This is a genomic window from Gammaproteobacteria bacterium, assembly GCA_019748175.1.
GTDB lineage: Bacteria > Pseudomonadota > Gammaproteobacteria > JAIEPX01 > JAIEPX01 > JAIEPX01.
In genome coordinates, this window is the sequence record JAIEPX010000012.1 from 45,526 (window position 1) to 65,080 (window position 19,555).

The following is a 19,555-nucleotide window of genomic DNA, read 5'->3' on the forward strand; positions in this document are numbered from 1 at the left end:
ATCCTTCGTTATAACGTTTCCTTAAATAATTCACGACCAATTAATAAACGCCGAATTTCTGAAGTACCCGCACCAATTTCATATAATTTTGCATCCCGCAATAATCGTCCCGCAGCATACTCATTAATATAACCATTTCCACCTAAACACTGAATGGCATCCAACGCACAGTGAGTGGCATTTTCTGCTGTGTATAAAATAACACTCGCAGTATCTTTACGATCTACTTGACCTGAATCACACGCACGCGCAACAGAATACAAATATGCTCTGGAGGCATTAAGTATAGTGTACATATTGGCTAATTTCGCTTGAATAAGCTGAAATTCACCAATTGCATGACCAAATTGTTTACGTTGATGAACGTAGGGGAGTACTAAATCTAAACAAGATTGAATGATACCAACAGGTCCAGCCGCTAAAATAAGTCGTTCATAATCTAAACCACTCATCAACACTTCCACACCGTGATTTTCTTTTCCCAACACATTCGCTAAAGGGACTTCACAATTATCAAAAACCAATTCACAGGTGCTTGAACCACGCATCCCTAATTTATCCAATTTTTGAGCGGTCTTAAAACCACGAAATCCTTTTTCAATCAAAAATGCGGTAATTCCATGTGATCCTGCATCTTTATCTGTTTTTCCGTATACAACCAGTACGTTAGCATCGGGGCCGTTGGTCACCCACATCTTCGTACCATTCAGAACATATTTATCATCCAATTTTTCAGCGAGTAATCGCATGCTCACAACATCAGAACCCGCTCCTGGCTCGCTCATAGCCAATGCACCCACATGCTCACCCGACACCAGTTTAGGCAAATATTTTTTCTTTTGCTCAGGTGAACCATTACGGTGAATTTGATTAATACAAAGATTAGAATGAGCTCCATAGCTAAGCCCTACAGAGGCAGAAGCCCGGCTGATTTCTTCCATAGCAACCGCATGAGCCAAATAACCCATGTTAGCACCGCCATATTCCTCAGCGACTGTGATCCCATGGAGTCCAAGCTGACCCAACTTGGGCCATAGCTCAACAGGGAAAGTATTAGAAGCATCGATCTCTGCGGCAATAGGAGCGATTTCTCTATCAGCAAACTGCTTTACTGATTCTCTTAAAAGCTCAATGCTTTCCCCTAGTTGAAAATTAAGACCTTGAGACATAAGGCTCCCTTTCGTATGTAATGTCCGTTTATCTGACTCGTCGCATGAGCGATTCCATTATGGTAGACTCCCTACCTATTTCGTCTTATTCTACCGTCACTGACGAGGAGAAAACAATGGATACTGTCGTTAAAGACCTACTTTTAAGCGGACACAACCTCTTAGACTATCAACATATGTTTGATTTAAGTGAGTCGGATTTAAATAAAAAAATCATAACGTGTGCCAGCGGGTTTGATACCTTTAATCTCGAAATGTCTGCCCAAGGAAAATCTATTGTTTCATGTGCACGAAATTATGACCTCAATGAAAAAGAAATGAGAGCATTAGTCGAAAAAAATATTGCACGCATGAAAGATCATTTTGACGAACATCAAGAGCAATATTTATTGGATACTAGTGCCACCTGGAGTGATGTCAAAAATAATCTATTACTTGCAGCCGAGCGTTTTCTTGTTGATTATCCTAAAGGACAAAGTGAAAAACGCTATCAAGCAGAAGTATTACCAAAATTAAATTTTCCAGACAGTTCTTTTGATTTGGCTCTTTGTTCACATTATCTTTTTGCACAAATCGGATTGAGTTTGGAACAACACGTTTCGTTCATCAAAGAATTGTGTAGAGTTGCAAAAGAAGCAAGAATTTTTCCGCTATCCAATGCATACGGTGAAATATCTGATTTATTAGGGCCAGTCATGCTTCAACTACAAATGCAGCATTACGGAGTAGAGCTCAAACAAGTAGGATACGAATTTCAGCGGGGCAGTAATGCTATGTTGAGAATTTGGCCAACTGCATGTCAAGTCTAGAGATAGGTCAGTAGGCTTTTGACATTTTGCGCCTTGGTTAGAATGGCTAAAACGTTCAGATTTTGTCCAGGTTGGGTGAAAATTGTTTTTAAAACCGAGTTTACTCTTGATAAATGAGGATTTTAAAATCAATTTTTACGCCCAAGATAGTCTAAATATGGACGTTTAGTTACACATTCACAACACCATGTGGCACATGCCCCGTAGCCACATGCTGACTCGCCGAATCACAATGAACCCGTTGATCATCGAAAAATATATCAGCCCCAAACGCTTTCAAAAAATGACCTTTCTCTAAGCCACCTAAAAATAACGCTTCATCTAAACGAATATTCCATGATCGTAACGTACGAATAACGCGCTCATGAGCGGGTGCAGAACGAGCCGTCACCAAAGCTGTACGCAGTGGTGAATTTTCAGTGGGTAATAGCTGTTGTAATTGATGCAATGCACTTAAAAATCCTTTAAAAGGGCCTCCAGGTAGGGGATTAAAGGCAGAGGCCTTTTCACTCTCCACAAAAGCCTCAAGCCCCTGTTCTTGATAAACCCGTTCAGCATCATCGCCAAAAATCACGGCGTCTCCATCAAATGCAATACGAAGTTGATGATGGCTTTGGCTAGAGGGTTCTTCGTTCAAAATTGTTGCCGCAGCACAATTATCAGCGAGTGCATTTCGGACATCGGCAGGATCCATCGATAAAAACAAATGTGAGCCAAACGCTGAAATATAACGATAAGGACTTTCCCCGCTGCAAAATGCTGCGCGAGTAATATCCAGTTGATAATGTGCAATCGAGTTAAAAACGCGTAAGCCCGTATCGGCACTGTTGCGAGAGAGCAGTATGATTTCGACATATGGTCCGTACTTGTTTAGATTAAGCAGTTTCTGAACCAACCCAAATGCCCCACCAGGCTCTAAAATATTGTTTTCATGCTCGACCTGATAGCGCGCAAAGGCTTCCACGCCTTTTTCTTCATAGACTGTATTGCTCTCAGTCAAGTCAAATAAAGCCCGGGATGAGACCGCGATCACTAATTTATCGTCTAAATGCTTAGGCATATTGTGTTCCTTATAGACTGATCTAACTTATTTCAAATCTTGAAGTCATTTTCTCACAATTAGATTAATTAAGGTATAGGTGGGGTAGATCCGACCCCTACTGTTTAAAATGGCGCGTTTCTTCTTTTGCTCTTTGCTGAGATGGCATACTTTGCACTACTTTAGCTTTGACCTGATCGAGTTTAATCAGGGCAACGTCAATGACATCTGCTGCTGCATTTGCTCGAGGATTTATTTTTTGATCTTTTTCTAACTTTACAACTTCTTCGTTTAATTTTTTGCTTAGTTTAGTCACTGCAGCTAACATTTTCTGCAAATTATCAGGAGAAGAGAGCACTTTTGAATCATTGGCGAGCTTCTCTAAGCGTTCAATTTGCTCACCAAATCCCATCGCTTGAGTTAATATTCTTCTATTTTCTTCTAAACCTTTTAGCTTTTCTGGATTCGTCGTATTAGAGGATGCAATTTCAGTTCTAAGTCGATTATAATCAGATACAGCTTTTAATGGTTGCACTGATATTGATGAGGGACCCGGCGAATTAACTAGTTTATCTATACTCTTTGATATGTTATCGACATTAACGGTTATATTTATTTCTGAAGTTGAAGCCCTATTACTTGGACGTGGTGGTATAGGTGGTGCTTTTGCACTCACAGAGGCTGCAGGCTCAGCAGCACTTCTTCTTGATCCCATAATAACTTTTGGTTTTGCTTCTTCAAGCTGGGCCTTCATCTCATGCAGTCTGTCAAGAAATTGGCCTGGGTTGTTACCAGCATTAATTTTTGCTTCGATTGAATTAAATTCTTCCATAAATTTTTTATGCGGACTATTTGGATCTCGTCTGCTGATCAATGGATCCAAATTATGGCCTTTCTCCAACATTTCTCTAATTGCATCTCTAGCTTCTTTATACTCAATCGCTTGGAGTGGTTTAAGTTCTTTATAAAGAGCACTTTCCATTTTATTGAGTTCTGAGATAGCGACCTTAATGACATAGTAATAGGCTGACTGCGCATCACTCATTTTACGAGGTAGCGCAGTCAAAGCACTCTTCAATTCACCCTTGAACTTTATAACTTCTGACAATTGAGCTTCTACTTTATTGCTGTTTTTTGATCTTATAGCCGTATTGTTTTTAGTTGATATTGTGCTAAGAATATCTTTTAAACCAGACCATTCCATTTCAGAGTCAATTGATTCTGGTATAGATTTAGTTGTCCTATAGTCAGAATATCCATCTTCAATTTTTGCCCTGAATTTTTTTTTATCTATCCCTGTAGATTCATCTATACCCTTAATGCGGTCTACTAAATCTTGTTCTATTTTTGAACCTTTCGTGTACAATTGTCTTGTGGCATTATGATCGGGCTCAACAACAGGAGCTGGTTCATCGAGTATATCTATCAACTCTGATGTACTCTGATCTTCAAGCTCACGGACTTCTTTTTCAACGTCAACATCATGTAGTAATAGAATGCTTTCTACTATCTGAAAGTTACCTCGAATAATCGTTTCTTGATTCTCTCTCTCTTCCATAGGAAGACTATTGAAATCTCCATTATTTTTCAAAGCTGCAAATTTATTTTTTAAAGAACTAATGCGTTGGATAATATCAGGCCCAATTGAAGTCTCAATATTAAGTTGACCAATAATATCATCAAGTGCTTCGTATATTTCACTACTTTGAACTCGTGTTTGTATTACTATTTTTAGCCGTTCAGCTGCTGCATTAATGAGGTTGCTGATTCCATGTACTTGTTGAGAAAACTCTGCTTTATTCTCACCTTCGTACTGATCTACGGTTTTTTTAATATCACGATACTCATTTTGCACATGATTAATGCCCGCCGAAAGTATAGCATTACGATCTGGATATTTTGTATGAAATCCCCTTATTAACTCCTGAACAGTGCTCTCTTTAATCTTCATAGCCTTACCTTCTACAACTATAACCAGTGCCGATCTACACTTACAATTATAGCTTATAGGGTAGTTGTTTGCCTGTGATCAGGCCTCAATAGCCTCATAGTTCCAGGCGTAGAAAAGGCTAGAACGAGGGAAGTAGAGGGCCAGCTGGATAGGCCGCTGTTCCAGGCAGGAGAAGGCTTTGGCATAGAGATGGAGCTGAGAGGCATGGTAATGGAAGGCCTCTAGCAGGAAGGCATCGGGCATTTGTTCTGCCTTTGGAATAGCACTCTTATAATCTATAATCCAACGCTGGCCTTCATTATCAACAAAGGTCCTATCAATGATACAGTGAACGACCTCATTATTTTGTACCAGAGTAATAGGGTATTCAGAATGGCTTTCAGCATGTTGACTCAGAATCCAACGACCTTTTTCGTCAGCCAACGTTTTAACGAGTGCGTCAGAAATAATTTCTAACGAAGATTGAATCTCGGAATGAGCGACTCCTAATTGTTGTAGCTGAGTTTCCCAGAGTGGATAATGATCAATTGAATTAAAATTTTGCCAACGTTGCAAACCTTCATTGGCAATGCGCTCTAACATGCGATGAATAACTGTACCAATATGTTCCGCTGTTTGATCAAGAGACCAATCAGGTAAAGTTGATAACTCCTCATTAATTGGTGAGTCTTGATGTACAATGACACCAACTATTTGTGTTTTATCAGGATTTTGAAAATCGGCAGGCAACCTAGCCATGTTTTTCACCGACTTTTGAATAATATCAGGTACTGAATGAATATCTTTTGCTTGATGAAATTCATGTTCTATATGTGGCCATAACATTCGCAAAAAACTATCTTGAGGAGGAAGCGATAATACCTCTTCATCAGAAATTTCAACATTTCCCAATAAATGAAGGGCTTTTTTCGCACGAGTAGCTGCAACATAAAGCACTCGAGTAATTTCATATTGGGATTTGCACGCATCTTGAAAGCGTAGATAATTATAGATTGAATCTCCCAAGCTGGCAGTTGGTTTAATCGGACCTAGTATTAAGTCGGCTTGAGCATCCGGACGAGGACGTTCCCACCAGAGTAATAATTGTGCACTATCCGCTTTTGCAGTACGTTCTAAACCCGGTAAAATCACCACATCAAATTCGAGTCCTTTTGCTTTATGCATGGTCATAATTTGTAAACGATCATCAGATTCTGGATCGACGGTTGCAAATAAATTATTGAGTTGATTTTCAATTAAAGAAAAATCATACATTTCAAGAGGAGAAAGTTGATCGAGTAATGCAAAATAACGATCAGCATTTTGAAAATCAGCGGATTGTTTAATACATGAAAGTCCGCCAAGAGCTTTCCATGTTGAATGAATCCAATTACGTAATGTCAGTCGTCCTCGTTGTGAGAGTGCTTGTTGCAAAATGGGTACAACACGGGTTAAACGAGTTTTGGCGTCTTCAGTAAAATTTTCAATCGTTTCGAACTGTTCGATCACAGACCATAAAACGCCTGAGCCAGCCGCTTGTGTGATCACCAATAAATCGGCCAATGATAATCCACACCACGGAGCACGCAAAACTGCCAACCACGCAATTCTATCGGCAGGATGGAGTAGAGCTCTAGTCAACGCGAAACAATCTTGAATGACTGCACGATGACTCATTTTCTCCATATCTTGCGCCTGATATCGGAGACCCTTTCTTTGTAGTGCAACAAAAATTGCCGCAGCGTGATGTCTTGCTCGAACTAAAATAGCGACTCGGGATTCAGGGTTTTCTTCACGTGTTTTATCAATAATTGAAACCACTTTTTGAGCTTCTTCATCAGTATTTGAATTAATTAATGGATGAACAGCAACATTACCTTCTTCCGATTGTTCTGGAGAATGAGAAGGAGCGTAAGTCACGGCTCCAACACTCATTTCATCTTGAGCAGGAAACAGTGTTTGAAAAGAAGAATTAATCCACTCAATAATTTGAGGTTTTGATCGAAAATTCACCGTGAGTTGCAAAGGTGTCAACGCTATATCATTAATTCCCTGTAATTGAGCGCGTAAAAATAAACCTACCTCAGCTTCCCTAAATCGATAAATTGATTGCATGGGATCACCCACTAAAAATAGTGTTCGACCATCATTGGGTTGCCAGCCAGCAGTCAGTAATTCGATTAAATGAAATTGGGGTGTAGAGGTATCTTGAAATTCATCCACTAATAAATGTCGAATTCGATAATCCCAATTGAGCGCCATTTCTGTAGGATTATCGGCAGAACCTAACGCCAGACGTGCTCTTGTGGCCACCTCAATAAAATCGACACCATGATGTTCTCTAAAAACCAACTGCAATTGTGCAGCTAAAATCGGCAGCAAGATGACCAAATCGGATAAAATTTGCCATTGTTCATCGGAATACTTAGGTGGAGGTAGCTGCTGTATTTCTAACAATAGTTGATGCAGTTCCTCGTGATTTTTTAGTTCACTGATCAAATCCTCTAAACGTTGTTTGGCTCTGATACGCTGCTCTTTTTCAGACGCTATTTTTGTTGCTGAAGGAGCTAAAAACCCTTGAGCCGTTGTAAATGATTTCCGCCAGTCTCCCGTTTGAGTCAATAAAAAATTGGCGATCGTTTGCCAGGCAGACAAATCATCTACATTTGCAGCGGGGAAGTCTGCTTGATCCAAGAAAGTTTCAAATGGATTTTCAGTTTCGATCTGTGAAAGCACTGTTGCAGCAGATCGTAATAAAAATAGTAATTCAGATTGGCAATGTTGAGGAAACAAATCAACACTCAATTCTAGAGTATCAGTAATCACATGCTCTAAGCTTAACTCAAGTGCATGTCGTTTACTTTCTAAATCATTATGCTCCAATAAATGGGCTAACCATTGATCTCGACGTCCTAACATTGAGGTCAACATTTTTTGGACGGTATTCCAATCATTATCAAGATGCAGTAATAAACGGGCCAACGCAGGTTGCCAACTTGAGTCTTGCGATAATTGTTTCATCAACTCACGAGCGGCTTGTTGATAATACGGAGTAGGATCGCTAAATACCGAAGGTTCTGAACCAAATTGGGATAAATACGGCGCACTTCGTGCAATATTTGCGCACAATGAATCAATTGTTTGAAGTCGTAAACGATTAGGATTTTGTAATAGTTGCCATTTTTTTTGAGCATCCACTTCAAGAACTTTACGCGCTAATGTCCAGGTTACTAAAGCATGTGGTTGCTCAGGCTCTGGTTGAGTTTGAGCAATCATTAAGGCCGATAACAAACGCTTACGCATTTCGGCAGCGGCTTTACGAGTAAAAGTGATAGAAACAATATGCTCAGGTTCTTCGCAGGCATACGCTAATAATGATAATATTCGTTGTATCAATAATTCTGTTTTTCCTGATCCCGCAGGCGCTTGTACAATAAAAGAACGCTTTACATCCAGGGCTTGTGAGCGCTCATCGGCATCAATAATATTATAATCCATCGTCTAAAAACTCCATTATTCACTCACTTTTTCGTTAATTCTGCAGACTGATGCAAGATGACAGTACAAGCAGGTTGTAGGATATTTTTTTGGATCAACAACTGCTTTACCCATAGCAAAATCATTGGCTAAAGCTGTTAAGTTAATTTCCCATTCATTTAAAAGCTTTTCCCAGGGAATAGGGGAGGCTTTGATATTCGGTAATTGTCCCGCTTCTGCTGTAATGCCATTAAATTTCACACTCTGGACACGAATTTGTGCAAACGCAAGTCCTCTGATTCGTTCAGAATCGTGAAGAGCATAAAGAGGCAATTGAGGTTCGTCCGGACGCTCACCAAACCAACTTTGTGGGGAAGGACTTCCTGTTTTGTAATCAATGATGATATGAGACCCATCTTTTAAAGTATCAATGCGGTCCACCTGTAGTCGCAAATTTAATTTTCCTATGGAAAAGCTAAAAGGTTCCTCAATCGCAGTTACGATGAAATCTGATCGTGATTTTTCTAATGTTAACCATTGTTGCACCAGTTTAGTTAATCGGGTCATTTCTAAATCGCGTAGTGGTGTGCTTAATTCATTCACGATATTCGATACAATTTTTTGTATCAAACCATTAAGATTTTCTTGGCTAATGTGTTGCAATTCTGTGCTATTACCTAATTCACGCCATATTTCTGCCATGACTTCATGGACTAAACTTCCTCGTTCAGCAGGTGATAACCCTAGTTCAACTTCCTCAAAGGGCTGTGCCTTTAAGCGAATTTCTGCAAAGGCTCTAAAGGGACATTCCGCTTGTCGTTGTAGAATGGTCGCACCCCCTCTTATTTTTTCTGAATCTTGTAAAGGTGGTGCGATATCATCCACCCAATTTTCTAAAAGTGCCTTCACGGTAGGCAGTGTAGGGAGTTCGAGTTGAAGTTGAGTCAAAGAAGTTTCAGTAAAATTCAAAATCAGTGGACTAGGTGATAATTCACGTTGTTCCTCGGTCTTTTGAAGAGAATAACTGGCAATAAGATGAGAGGTTGAATGAGATAATCGCTGCATTATCCGTTGTGCATATTCCAGTTCATGTGTGCTGCTCGAACGAGGCACACCTACTTTACGTTGCAATTGTACAGGAAGAAATGGATTTGGTGATGATGGCCGTGGCCATGTATCATCATTCATGCTAGTAATCCACACCTTATCAAAAAATAATCCACTGGCTTCTAATAACCCTAGCACTTGGATGGGTGCATGATGATCTGATTGGCCCTGAAAGAGTGTTTTAGATAATAAATCGCGCAGAACATCGATCGCTTGTTGGAAAGAATGGGTGTTCAAAATCCCATCCAATCCTGCATAATACTGTAGTTTTTGCTGAAAACTGTTCACACACTGATATTCAATACTGCTTAAATTGCGTTCGCCTGGCCATCCAAAATGGGTAAGGGTATTTTTAATCACCTTTGCCCACTCACTAGGAAATCGATGCCTGGAATTATCGCGCAAATATTCAACATTAAATAAAGAAAATAATTTTGGACAACTAGTTGTTTTTTGTAGTAGTCCTACCAATTCTGTCAGCTTGAATCCTTCATGATGAAAACTTCGTAATTCTCTATCTAAAATCGCACGCTGATCTCTTTCTTCAATGGCACCATGTAAATAGGGCGATAAAAGCAGAGGCGTTAGTTTTGACAATTGTAAAGATTGACCACTCACGAGCTCGAGCAATGTTATCAGTGTCTGTACCATTGAAAAGCTCAACAGTGAATCACCGCCGGATATATTAACGGCCTTATTAAAATCATGCTTAAACTCTTCGAAAAAAGCACGTTCCACATTGATTCTATCGGAAAGCAATTCAGGAACAATACATCCACACTGTAGTTGCGGATTTTCAAGCCAATTTTTTTTTGCCCACTGCGCTAACAAATGAAATTCTGTCTTACGATCATTCAAAACTATCTTCTTCGTAGTCGCTTGTGAGATGGGTTGCTGAGGAATAATAATTTTTGTTGTAGAAGATAGTGCATCCAATAAAATTTGAACTGAAGGAGGCACAGTATCAAATCCAACCAAATAAAGTCGTTGAGGACATTGATCGCGTAAAGAGGGTAGAGCATTTAATAGCAGCTCAGGTAACAGCGTTTCATCACACCAATTATTCTCTTCACAGCGTTTTTGAAATTCACGTGCCCACTGTAAAAAAACCTTCACTTCTTCATATTCACTACTTTCTAAGATGGCATAGGGGATTCTCCATTGATGAGTGTATTGCCAGGCTTCCTGTGCCAACTCAGCTGCTCGTTGGTAGTCCAATAAAGGAGCATCGTTAGTGAATTCTTTTAGAATACCTTGCCAAATCCATAGCCTTGTCACCGAATCCAGCAATAGCTGTGGCCTCCGTAAATGGGCCCAAAGATTACTTAACCAGTTTGATAGGGGTAGAATCGCGGGTGTCAACCAGGCCTTATTTTGTCCACAATGAGCCTGTTCGAACTGATGCAGCAAATGGGTCGCTAGGCGTCGATTCGCTGTAATAACCAGGTCTTGAGGGGTTATCTCCATTAAAAAACGATGATCCAGTGTCATCCATTAAGTCCTAATAAAGTGAACGGTGGGCTGTTCTACAGTGCTTTAATTGTGTTACACTATAACCACACTCGTTATGAGTCAACAACGGTCTCCGTTGAGCAGAATGTAGTTTAAAGGAACAACACAGACAGAGTGATCAATGAAAAAGTCGCTTATACAAAAAAAAACGCTACTTGAAGCTATTGGAGAGCTGAGTATTCCTGACGTTCAAAAACTACTCCTTGGACGTGAAAACCCCAACCAACCCACAACGCCCGACAGATCTGATCAGCCAAAAATCTTACTTCAGGCGGTTTTAGATACCTTTAAAACGTGCAAAGATAAAACCAATCAAAATAAATACAAAATTATCGCAGAGTTATTGTGGATTTTTAAAGGTACCACTGACCCTAAAGCCCCCTATACTGAAGCGGAGGCTTACCTTATTTCTCAAAGAGCTCAACTCCAACGCGATTATCCTGAGGTGTTTGATTTTAATGATCCCGTGTTATGTCTTTGCTACGCAATCCATTCAGCACTCATCGATACTACTTTAGAGGGTTATCAGCAAGGATATAAATTGTTAGAGAATATACTTAATACTTTTTCAAAAAATCGTACAGCTGGTGTAAAATATTTCATTGACGAACTATCACGAACTCAAAAAAGTTTTTTTGGTAATGTTTATCCAACTTCTTTAGACTCTAATAATTTTCAATGTGCCGTTCTTAGGGCTATTTTGCGCGATACAAATCTACTGAAAGTTTTGAATATTAAAGCCATACCAGAAGACAGTTTTAACCAAGATTCTGGTTTAAGAACTAAACTACGTGAAACATTAATTCGTAGCCTGAAAAATTATAACGCCCAAACCTCAGATATACTGGAATGTGAGTTTACTCTTTGAAATCAGCAACACTGTATTGAGTAACCAAAATATCCAAAAATCCATAATCGAAAGATGCTGAGGCGCTGGGGATATTGACCAATCGCAGCGATGGCGTTACCATGTAACATTAGGACTTGAAAAGGATACGACATGATTCTTATACACACCAATTATGGCGATATCGCCATCAAACTGGACACGGAAAACACACCTAAAACTGCTGAAAACTTCATAAACTACGTCAAAAGTGGCTTTTATGATGGGACAATATTTCACCGTGTTATTAAAGGATTCATGATCCAAGGTGGTGGATTTGAGCAAGGAATGATTCATAAACCTACCCAAGAGCCCATCCAAAACGAAGCGCCTAAATCAATGAAAAATAAAATTGGAACCATTGCGATGGCACGTACTTCGGATCCCCATTCCGCAAGTTCACAATTTTTTATCAACGTTTCTGACAATCATTTCCTCGATTTTAAATCAACCCAGGAAGATGGTTGGGGATATTGTGTTTTTGGTGAAATAGTTAACGGGATCGATGTCGTTAACAAAATCAGCCTGGTCCAAACAACTTCTCGTGCAGGACATGCTGATGTACCAAGCGAAGACGTGATTATACAATCAATTGAAATGCTCGACTCACAATAATCCGTGAAAACAATGAATGCCCACTCGATCAGGTATGATCAACAAAACAATATTATCTATTGTCAAGGTGACTGGCGAGTTGGAAAATTAAGCAATGTCGAAAACCAAATTAAGGCCATTTTGGAAATTATCAAATCTCCTGTCATCATCGATGGCGGAGAACTCACCTATTTGGATAGTGGTGGAGCTTGGTTAATTTACAGAACCATTAATCGTCTCAAAAAAACCAAAATCAGTTCTACGCTGGAAAATTTTAGTCAACAACAAACCAATTTATTTTCCTTAATTCAAGAAAAAATGGAATCACTCACACACTCAGAAAAACCTATTGAACAGTACAATTTTTTTTCATTAATTGGAAAAGAAACCGTAAAGCGTGTGATCGGAGCGCTAGAATTTTTATCTTTTGTGGGTGAAGTCAGTATTGTTATTCGCGGAATTTTTGGTCGAGCTAGACGGTTTCAAGGTAAAGCCATTCTTCGGATTATTGAAGACGCTGGCTATCATGCACTGCCCATCATTGCTTTACTCTCATTTTTAGTTGGCATCGTGCTAGCCTACCAACTTGGGAGACAACTCGAAACTTATGGTGCCAATATTTATATTGTCGATTTATCAGGCATGGCAATTTTACGTGAATTTGGACCTTTAATCACAGCTATTATTGTCGCAGGACGTACAGGATCATCCTTTACTGCTCAAATTGGATTAATGAAAGTCAACGAAGAAATCGATGCATTAAAAACCTTAGGACTATCACCACTGAATCGAATAGTCGTTCCACGATTGATAGGGACCATTCTCTCAATTCCTCTTTTAACTATCTGGGCAAATTTTTTTGCTGTTTTTGGCAGTATGGTTATGGCAAGAAACATGCTCGGAATTACCCCGGCAGATTTTTTATCTCGCTTTGCAGATAGCATCGATGCAACGACATTATGGACTGGATTAGGTAAAACACCCGTATTTGGTATCGCAATTGCCTTGGTCGGCTGCTTTCAAGGTTTTAGAGTGAACTATACTGCTGAAAGTATTGGAGCCCATACTACTATGAGCGTGGTCCAAGCAATCTTTTTAATCATTGTAATAGACGCAATTTTTTCCGTACTTTATAGCTGGGCAGGTCTTTGATGAAGAACGACGAAACAATCATTGAAGTTCGAGGACTCTGTAATTTTCTAGGCGGTAATTGGGTACATAAAAATCTTGATCTAACAATTAAAAAGGGTGAACTCTATGCCATAGTGGGCGGTAGTGGAAGTGGTAAAACGACACTTTTACGCAGTTTGTTGATGTTGCAAAAACCAACAAGCGGAACAATTAAAATATTCGGGATTGATGTTGTAAATGCATCAGCAAAAGATGCTCAACATGTTCGACATCGTTGGGGAATGTTGTTTCAACATGGTGCTTTGTTTAGCTCATTGACTGTTTTGGAAAATGTATTATTTCCTTTGAAAGAATTTACAAAATTAAGTCCAGCATTATTGACAGAAATCGCGATGATGAAAATTGCTCTCACCGGATTGCATGAAGATGCAGCGTATAAATTACCCGGTGAGCTGAGCGGCGGAATGTTGAAACGAGCAGCTTTATCACGCGCTCTTGCTCTAGACCCAGAATTACTTTTTTTAGACGAGCCAACATCTGGACTTGACCCTCAAGGTGCTGACGAATTTGATGAGCTAATAAAAGCTTTGAAGGAAGCGCTTAATTTAACCATCGTCATGGTTAGTCACGACCTCGATTCGCTATGGGGAGTTTCGGACAAAGTAGCCTTTATAGGCGAGGGCAGAGTGCTGGCAGAGCAAACCATGGCGGAGCTCATCGAGAACCCTAATCCTATCATCAAAAGTTATTTCAAAGGGCCACGTGGGCAGGTAAGACAAAAGAGAGAATAGGCGGTATTTTTCGCCGAAGGATAATCATTTGCATTCAAGGTTTAGAAGATCAACTCGCGATCAGATATATTAGCGGAGAGAAATGCTGCACTGCTCGATAACTAAGTAATAATCTGCTAAAATAACCCAGAGATACCCAAGGACTGGAGTATGGATACCAAAGTTAATTACATCATTGTTGGTTTGTTTATGGCAATCCTAACGCTTGCCATTATCGGTGCAACGATTTGGCTTGCTGGTATTCATAGCACCCATCGTTATAATACTTACGTCACCTATATGGATGAAGCCGTCACTGGATTAAGTGAAAAAGCACCCATCAAGTTCAATGGAGTTGAAGTTGGTTTCGTCGATAAAATTAATTTAAACCCTCAAAATCCACAACAAGTGCGATTATTGTTAAAAATTCAAGAGCGCACACCTATTAATGAAGCGACTCGGTCTTCTTTACTCGTACAAGGTCTAACGGGCATTGCATTTGTAGGGCTGACAGCTGAAAAAACGCATGCGCCGATCTTAAAAATAAAACCTGGTGAAATGTATCCTGTAATTCAATCAAAACCATCATTATTATTTCGACTCGATCAAACAGTGCAATCAATGTCTGAAAATATCACATCCGTAGCAAAAAATTTAAATGACGTAATGAGTGATGAAAACAAATCATCCTTGAAAGGTAGCTTAAAAAATCTACAAGAAATCACTGCCACATTCGAAAAAAACTCACAAAACATCGACGATACTTTAAGATCATTGAATAAATTAATCGATAACAGTGCTAAAGCAAGTGATAAATTACCTGCATTAATGACTCAACTAGAAACCTCCTTAAAAGCAGGTAAACAAAGCATGCAAAGTTTATCACAACAAACTTTACCCGCTGCAGACCAGATGATTCTAAAATTCAAACGGTCGCTTGATAACATCGAAGAGTTAACAGATGAATTGAGTAAAAATCCTTCAATGTTAATTCGAGGTAAAGCTCCAGTTGCAAAAGGCCCAGGAGAAAAATAGTATGAAAAAAATGTTGATACCATTAACATGTTCAATTTTTATTTGCAGTTGTAGTTTATTCTCTCCGCAAAAAACACCCGAAATATCAACCTATACTCTTTCTGCCCATGATAGAGTTTATCATGCCACAACTCATAAAACTAAAAAGATCACATTAATAGTGAATACACCTACAGCAGTCACTGGTTATGATTCACGCAAAATGATTTACTCAAAAAAACGCTATGAATTAACCCACTTTGCTTTAAACCAATGGGCAGCTCCTCCATCAGAAATGATGCATCCGATTTTGGTTCAAAAATTGCGCGATACTGGTCAATTTAATGCGGTTATGAGCAATGAATACAATTCTAATCCACAATATGTTTTAAGACTTCACTTAATAGAACTACAACAAAATTTTGCTGTGCAACCGAGCCAAATTCAAATGAAAATTCAAGCTGAAATATTAACCTCAAATGATAATAAAGTGATTAAAACTCAGACATTTAATACTTCTATTAGGGCTTCACAAAATACACCGTACGGTGGTGTTTTGGCCGCAAATAAAGCAGTGGATTTACTACTAAATCAAATCGCTGAGTTCACGGTTCGATCACTTAATCACTAGCTTAGAAAGACTGTTTTTTGACTGAAGAAAGTAGAGTAGAGTAGAGTAGAGTAGAGCGCGGATGCTTATACACACCCGCGTTCAGCATTACGAGAAATTAGCTATTGTTTGCAGTTGTAGGTGATTTTGAAGATTGAGCATTCGCTTTTTGGACATCGACTAGCTCAATAGTGAAAATAAGTGTCGCATTTGGTCCAATTTTGCCATGAGTTCCACGAGCACCATAAGCTAAATCAGCAGGCACATAAATTTCCCATTTTGAACCTTTAGGCATTAATTTCAGGGCTTCTTTCCAAGCAGGAATTACACCATTTAAAGTAAACGCTGCAGGTTTATCACCTAATTCTTGACTCGTTGAGAAAACTTCGCCATTAATTAAGCGCCCTGAGTAATTAACAAAAACTCTGTCTGTCTCACTAGGCGTAGGACCATTTCCTTTTGCTAGGACCTTATATTGAAGACCAGATTTTGTGATAGTAACACCGGGTTTTGATTTATTTTCTAATAGAAATTTATCACCTTCTTGTTTATTGGTATCGGCTAATTTTTTTAAATCTTCAAATCGTTGCTGCATAGCTTGACGTTGAAAATTGATCAACTGACGCTGCATATCTTCTTTGCTAATTGTAGGCTGAGCTCCTGATAGACCTTGTTGAAAACCTTTGAGTAATTCACTTTGATTTAATTGCTTAAATTGTTCAATCAAATTTGAACCCATAGTGTATCCAATTGAAAAACTCACCTTATTGATATCAGCAGGTTGTGCATTTTGGTCAGCAGCATTATTAAGAGCATTACTTGGATTTGTAGGTTGTACTGCTTGAACAGTTGAATTAGTTTGAGCATTCTTTGAAGCTGGAATCGCAAATGCCGATGAAACGCCTATTACAGTGGCTGTAAACAGCGCAATAGATAAATAACGAACTTGCATAAGTATCTCCTTAATTTAATAGTAAACTTCGTAATTCGGATAGGGCATAAACAATCCAGTGCGTATACATGCTGATTGATTACGCAATATCTAAGCCAGGAGTTAAAGTATAGAGCAAATAGGCCATATTTACACTGAGAAAAGTATGAAAATAGACCTATCACACTATTTCCTGTAAGGAAATTTACAGGAAATAGAGTTGTATATAAGTTGTTAAAATTGCTTTTTTTGAATCATAAGAACCATTCAAAAATAATCTGATAAAATCAACTCTACTCTCTTTGTGATCTGAACATGCCGAGGCTTAACATCCCGAGCCGTTACTCATAACCATTATTATGACGTTTACTTTTAAATCATATAGTAGGAAACGGCATATAATCATGATGGATAAAAATCGCTATTTAACATGGTGTTACAATATTATTCTAATTTTATTAATTAAATATTTTTCTTGGCATTATCTATTGCTTTTTTACCTATTACTGATTATTATGTGCGAGTTGATATTTTTACAAACTTTTACAGGGAGAAAATAATTATGCAAGGTAAACCACGAGAATTATCTGCTGAGGAAAAAGCATTACTTGCCAAATTCGATGCATCATCTTTCGGCAAACTACGCAAAGATTTTATCAGCGCTCTTGAAGATGCAGCAAGCAACTCATTCGGTTTAGAAAATGCGACTATAGTTTGTGGCAAAATAAAGCCATGGCTTCATAAAAATCCTGCTGCTACACCTGCTGAAATCTTTCGACAACTAACTAATTGGTTAACTGACGCTAAACTCGATGAAGGTTTTGGCAAGGGGACTCGCAATTTTATTAATAAATTAGTTGATATCTTCACTACCCACACTAACTTAATAATCGATAGTATAACTAATAAAGAACTTGCTTCTCTTGATGCACCTGCCCCATCTGCTCAATCAGCTAAGGTTCAATCACAAGACCAATCACATCTTAAGCTGCTTGAAGACCTTAGAGCGGAAATCGCTATATTTAAAGGTAGCATTACGACCCTTGAACTTGAAAAAAGTAGTCTTAGTAGTAAAGTAGGCTCTCAATCGAGAGAAATTGATAACCTAAGTGGTGAAATAGCTCAACAAAAAACTGAATTGTCTCAATTAAGGAAAACTAATCAAGATGGTCTTATCACTTTAGAATCTAATAAATTTCAATTAGAGCAACTAAAGCAAGCAGTTAAGGCACTTGAAGAGCTCAGAGACAGGTTGACTAAAGAAGCTGATGCAGACAAAGTAAAGATTCGTGAGCAGGCTGAAACAATTGCTTCTTTAAACGTCTCTAACATACAACTGAAAGCCACTGATGGATCTAAAGATGCTCTTATCGCTCAATTAAAAGAAGATTCCTTAGCTCAAAAAACTCGAATAGAAAAACTCGAAGCTGAATTGCAACAATTGAGACAAACCTCTTATCAAGCGACTTCGGAAAATGCAACTCTGAAAGCTAGGCTTGAAGCAGCTGAGGCAGCCAGAGATAAGTCAGCGGCTGAATTAGATACTATTCGATCAGCAAAGGAAACTATCGCTGTTGAGAAGGGAAGAGTTGATGGTAAACTTGAAGCCACAGAAAAAACAAACCAAGATTTGATTGCTCGCGAAACTGTTATCGTTGAAAAAATGATAGCCTTCCAAGCAGCGCATCAAGAAGCAGAATCTCATGTTCGGGAAGCTGGTCAAGTTATCCATAGACTAATGACAGCAGCCCCAGAAGCCCCCACCCATGAAGCTCGTATTCAACTCGTTGAAGAATCATTCAGTAATGTTTCCGTTTCAGGTAGAAAAGCTCTAGGACTTAATGAAAGTATTAGAGAGATCAAACAACATAAAGCTAAAGCTCCGAAAACCCAGGCACCAGGTCATTCAGCAGCTCAGGCAGCTGGTCAAGCAGGACATTTCAAAACTCCTGGAGCAAAGACTGCAGCAGTAGCTACTGCTCCCGCCACTGGAAATGGCCAAAAGATTACCAAAATTGCGGATGCGAAAACATCAGAAGAAGCTTTAGAATTTCTTAAACCTAAAATCGTAGGTAAAGATCGCATCTCTGAAGTTCGATTTGAAGCTATTTTAGCGATCAGTAAGTTCCTCACCAAATATCTTACTGATAAAGGAGTTATCAAACCTGACGCTAACAACGCTCTCTATAAATCCTTGGTTGATGCTACCAAATTGCTCGTGGCTCCTGATGCAAATACTATCGAATCAGTATATAAAAAACTCAATGATGAGAAACCTGGGGACCTAACAGAGCCTTTATTAAATGAATATAATGAAGTGCTCACAACACTAGCTGTAACAGAACCTCAGGGAGAAAAGTTCCAAACTCCAATCATCTATTGGGCACTTGCCAATTTCTTTGTCAAGGTAGCTCAAATTAAAGATATGAGTACTCACTTTACTTCTATCTATACTAAATTGAACCCCGCACCGGCCAATGGTATAAATACTTCCGTCTTGGATGCTACAAAAGATCTTGGAAATACTACCGTTACTTCTATGAATGGCGGTCCGGGTAGTCACTAAGTTGTAAAGG

14 protein-coding genes are annotated in these 19,555 nt (G+C 39.0%); 8 read left to right on the plus strand and 6 right to left on the minus strand.

Annotation, left to right across the window (positions count from 1 at the left end; translation table 11 throughout):
• Nucleotides 1–8 precede the first annotated feature (8 nt).
• Complete coding sequence (locus tag K2X50_06465) at nucleotides 9–1,169, minus strand: isovaleryl-CoA dehydrogenase (GenBank protein MBX9586885.1); 1,161 nt, start codon at nucleotides 1,167–1,169, stop codon at nucleotides 9–11.
• 116 nt (nucleotides 1,170–1,285) lie between these two features.
• Here K2X50_06465 and K2X50_06470 point away from each other — a divergent pair, with 116 nt between their 5' ends.
• Nucleotides 1,286–1,978, plus strand: a complete 693-nt coding sequence (locus tag K2X50_06470) for a class I SAM-dependent methyltransferase (protein ID MBX9586886.1) — start codon at nucleotides 1,286–1,288, stop codon at nucleotides 1,976–1,978.
• A 169-nt stretch (nucleotides 1,979–2,147) separates the two neighbouring features.
• Here K2X50_06470 and K2X50_06475 read toward each other — a convergent pair whose 3' ends face one another.
• The 4 genes from K2X50_06475 to K2X50_06490 all read right to left on the minus strand — a co-directional run bounded on the left by K2X50_06475 (nucleotide 2,148) and on the right by K2X50_06490 (nucleotide 11,022).
• A complete protein-coding gene (locus K2X50_06475) occupies nucleotides 2,148–3,038 on the minus strand; it encodes a 5'-nucleotidase (GenBank protein ID MBX9586887.1) in 891 nt (296 codons plus the stop codon).
• A 97-nt stretch (nucleotides 3,039–3,135) separates the two neighbouring features.
• Nucleotides 3,136–4,968 (minus strand): hypothetical protein, encoded by a 1,833-nt coding sequence (locus K2X50_06480; protein MBX9586888.1) that lies wholly within the window; start codon nucleotides 4,966–4,968, stop codon nucleotides 3,136–3,138.
• Nucleotides 4,969–5,046: 78 nt separating this feature from the next.
• Nucleotides 5,047–8,445 (minus strand): UvrD-helicase domain-containing protein, encoded by a 3,399-nt coding sequence (locus K2X50_06485; GenBank protein MBX9586889.1) that lies wholly within the window; start codon nucleotides 8,443–8,445, stop codon nucleotides 5,047–5,049.
• Nucleotides 8,446–8,460: 15 nt separating this feature from the next.
• Nucleotides 8,461–11,022 carry a PD-(D/E)XK nuclease family protein gene (locus K2X50_06490; protein MBX9586890.1) on the minus strand — a complete coding sequence of 854 codons (2,562 nt, stop codon included), beginning with the start codon at nucleotides 11,020–11,022 and terminating at the stop codon, nucleotides 8,461–8,463.
• 142 nt (nucleotides 11,023–11,164) lie between these two features.
• Here K2X50_06490 and K2X50_06495 point away from each other — a divergent pair, with 142 nt between their 5' ends.
• The 6 genes from K2X50_06495 (at nucleotide 11,165) to K2X50_06520 (ending at nucleotide 16,069) form a co-directional block, all read left to right on the plus strand.
• The gene (locus K2X50_06495) at nucleotides 11,165–11,911 is read left to right on the plus strand and encodes a hypothetical protein (protein MBX9586891.1); all 747 of its coding nucleotides are present in this window, start codon (nucleotides 11,165–11,167) and stop codon (nucleotides 11,909–11,911) included.
• A 132-nt stretch (nucleotides 11,912–12,043) separates the two neighbouring features.
• Nucleotides 12,044–12,544, plus strand: coding sequence for a peptidyl-prolyl cis-trans isomerase (locus K2X50_06500; protein MBX9586892.1), 501 nt, complete (start codon nucleotides 12,044–12,046; stop codon nucleotides 12,542–12,544).
• Between the two features lie 12 nt (nucleotides 12,545–12,556).
• A complete protein-coding gene (locus K2X50_06505) occupies nucleotides 12,557–13,675 on the plus strand; it encodes an ABC transporter permease (protein MBX9586893.1) in 1,119 nt (372 codons plus the stop codon).
• Complete coding sequence (locus tag K2X50_06510) at nucleotides 13,675–14,445, plus strand: ATP-binding cassette domain-containing protein (protein ID MBX9586894.1); 771 nt, start codon at nucleotides 13,675–13,677, stop codon at nucleotides 14,443–14,445. Before K2X50_06505 ends, K2X50_06510 begins: the two co-directional genes overlap by 1 nt.
• A gap of 150 nt (nucleotides 14,446–14,595) precedes the next feature.
• A complete protein-coding gene (locus K2X50_06515) occupies nucleotides 14,596–15,459 on the plus strand; it encodes an MlaD family protein (GenBank protein MBX9586895.1) in 864 nt (287 codons plus the stop codon).
• A gap of 1 nt (nucleotide 15,460) precedes the next feature.
• A complete protein-coding gene (locus K2X50_06520; protein ID MBX9586896.1) occupies nucleotides 15,461–16,069 on the plus strand; it encodes an ABC-type transport auxiliary lipoprotein family protein in 609 nt (202 codons plus the stop codon).
• A gap of 97 nt (nucleotides 16,070–16,166) precedes the next feature.
• On the opposite strand, the gene K2X50_06525 is transcribed toward K2X50_06520, so the two are convergent.
• The gene (locus tag K2X50_06525) at nucleotides 16,167–17,000 is read right to left on the minus strand and encodes an FKBP-type peptidyl-prolyl cis-trans isomerase (GenBank protein MBX9586897.1); all 834 of its coding nucleotides are present in this window, start codon (nucleotides 16,998–17,000) and stop codon (nucleotides 16,167–16,169) included.
• 541 nt (nucleotides 17,001–17,541) lie between these two features.
• On the opposite strand from K2X50_06525, the gene K2X50_06530 reads away from it, so the two are divergent.
• Entirely contained in the window at nucleotides 17,542–19,545 is a 2,004-nt protein-coding gene (locus K2X50_06530) for a hypothetical protein (protein MBX9586898.1), read from the plus strand.
• Nucleotides 19,546–19,555: the final 10 nt, after the last annotated feature.

What these genes read in the sequence shown, in the direction of transcription:
- K2X50_06525 (MBX9586897.1), bottom strand. Translation starts at nt 17,000, where the DNA reads ATGCAAGTTCGTTATTTATCTATTGCGCTGTTTACAGCCACTGTAATA.
- K2X50_06520 (MBX9586896.1), top strand. Translation starts at nt 15,461, where the DNA reads ATGAAAAAAATGTTGATACCATTAACATGTTCAATTTTTATTTGCAGT.
- K2X50_06515 (MBX9586895.1), top strand. Translation starts at nt 14,596, where the DNA reads ATGGATACCAAAGTTAATTACATCATTGTTGGTTTGTTTATGGCAATC.
- K2X50_06465 (MBX9586885.1), bottom strand. Translation starts at nt 1,169, where the DNA reads ATGTCTCAAGGTCTTAATTTTCAACTAGGGGAAAGCATTGAGCTTTTA.
- K2X50_06475 (MBX9586887.1), bottom strand. Translation starts at nt 3,038, where the DNA reads ATGCCTAAGCATTTAGACGATAAATTAGTGATCGCGGTCTCATCCCGG.
- K2X50_06500 (MBX9586892.1), top strand. Translation starts at nt 12,044, where the DNA reads ATGATTCTTATACACACCAATTATGGCGATATCGCCATCAAACTGGAC.
- K2X50_06505 (MBX9586893.1), top strand. Translation starts at nt 12,557, where the DNA reads ATGAATGCCCACTCGATCAGGTATGATCAACAAAACAATATTATCTAT.
- K2X50_06490 (MBX9586890.1), bottom strand. Translation starts at nt 11,022, where the DNA reads ATGACACTGGATCATCGTTTTTTAATGGAGATAACCCCTCAAGACCTG.
- K2X50_06530 (MBX9586898.1), top strand. Translation starts at nt 17,542, where the DNA reads ATGCAAGGTAAACCACGAGAATTATCTGCTGAGGAAAAAGCATTACTT.
- K2X50_06480 (MBX9586888.1), bottom strand. Translation starts at nt 4,968, where the DNA reads ATGAAGATTAAAGAGAGCACTGTTCAGGAGTTAATAAGGGGATTTCAT.
- K2X50_06495 (MBX9586891.1), top strand. Translation starts at nt 11,165, where the DNA reads ATGAAAAAGTCGCTTATACAAAAAAAAACGCTACTTGAAGCTATTGGA.
- K2X50_06510 (MBX9586894.1), top strand. Translation starts at nt 13,675, where the DNA reads ATGAAGAACGACGAAACAATCATTGAAGTTCGAGGACTCTGTAATTTT.
- K2X50_06470 (MBX9586886.1), top strand. Translation starts at nt 1,286, where the DNA reads ATGGATACTGTCGTTAAAGACCTACTTTTAAGCGGACACAACCTCTTA.
- K2X50_06485 (MBX9586889.1), bottom strand. Translation starts at nt 8,445, where the DNA reads ATGGATTATAATATTATTGATGCCGATGAGCGCTCACAAGCCCTGGAT.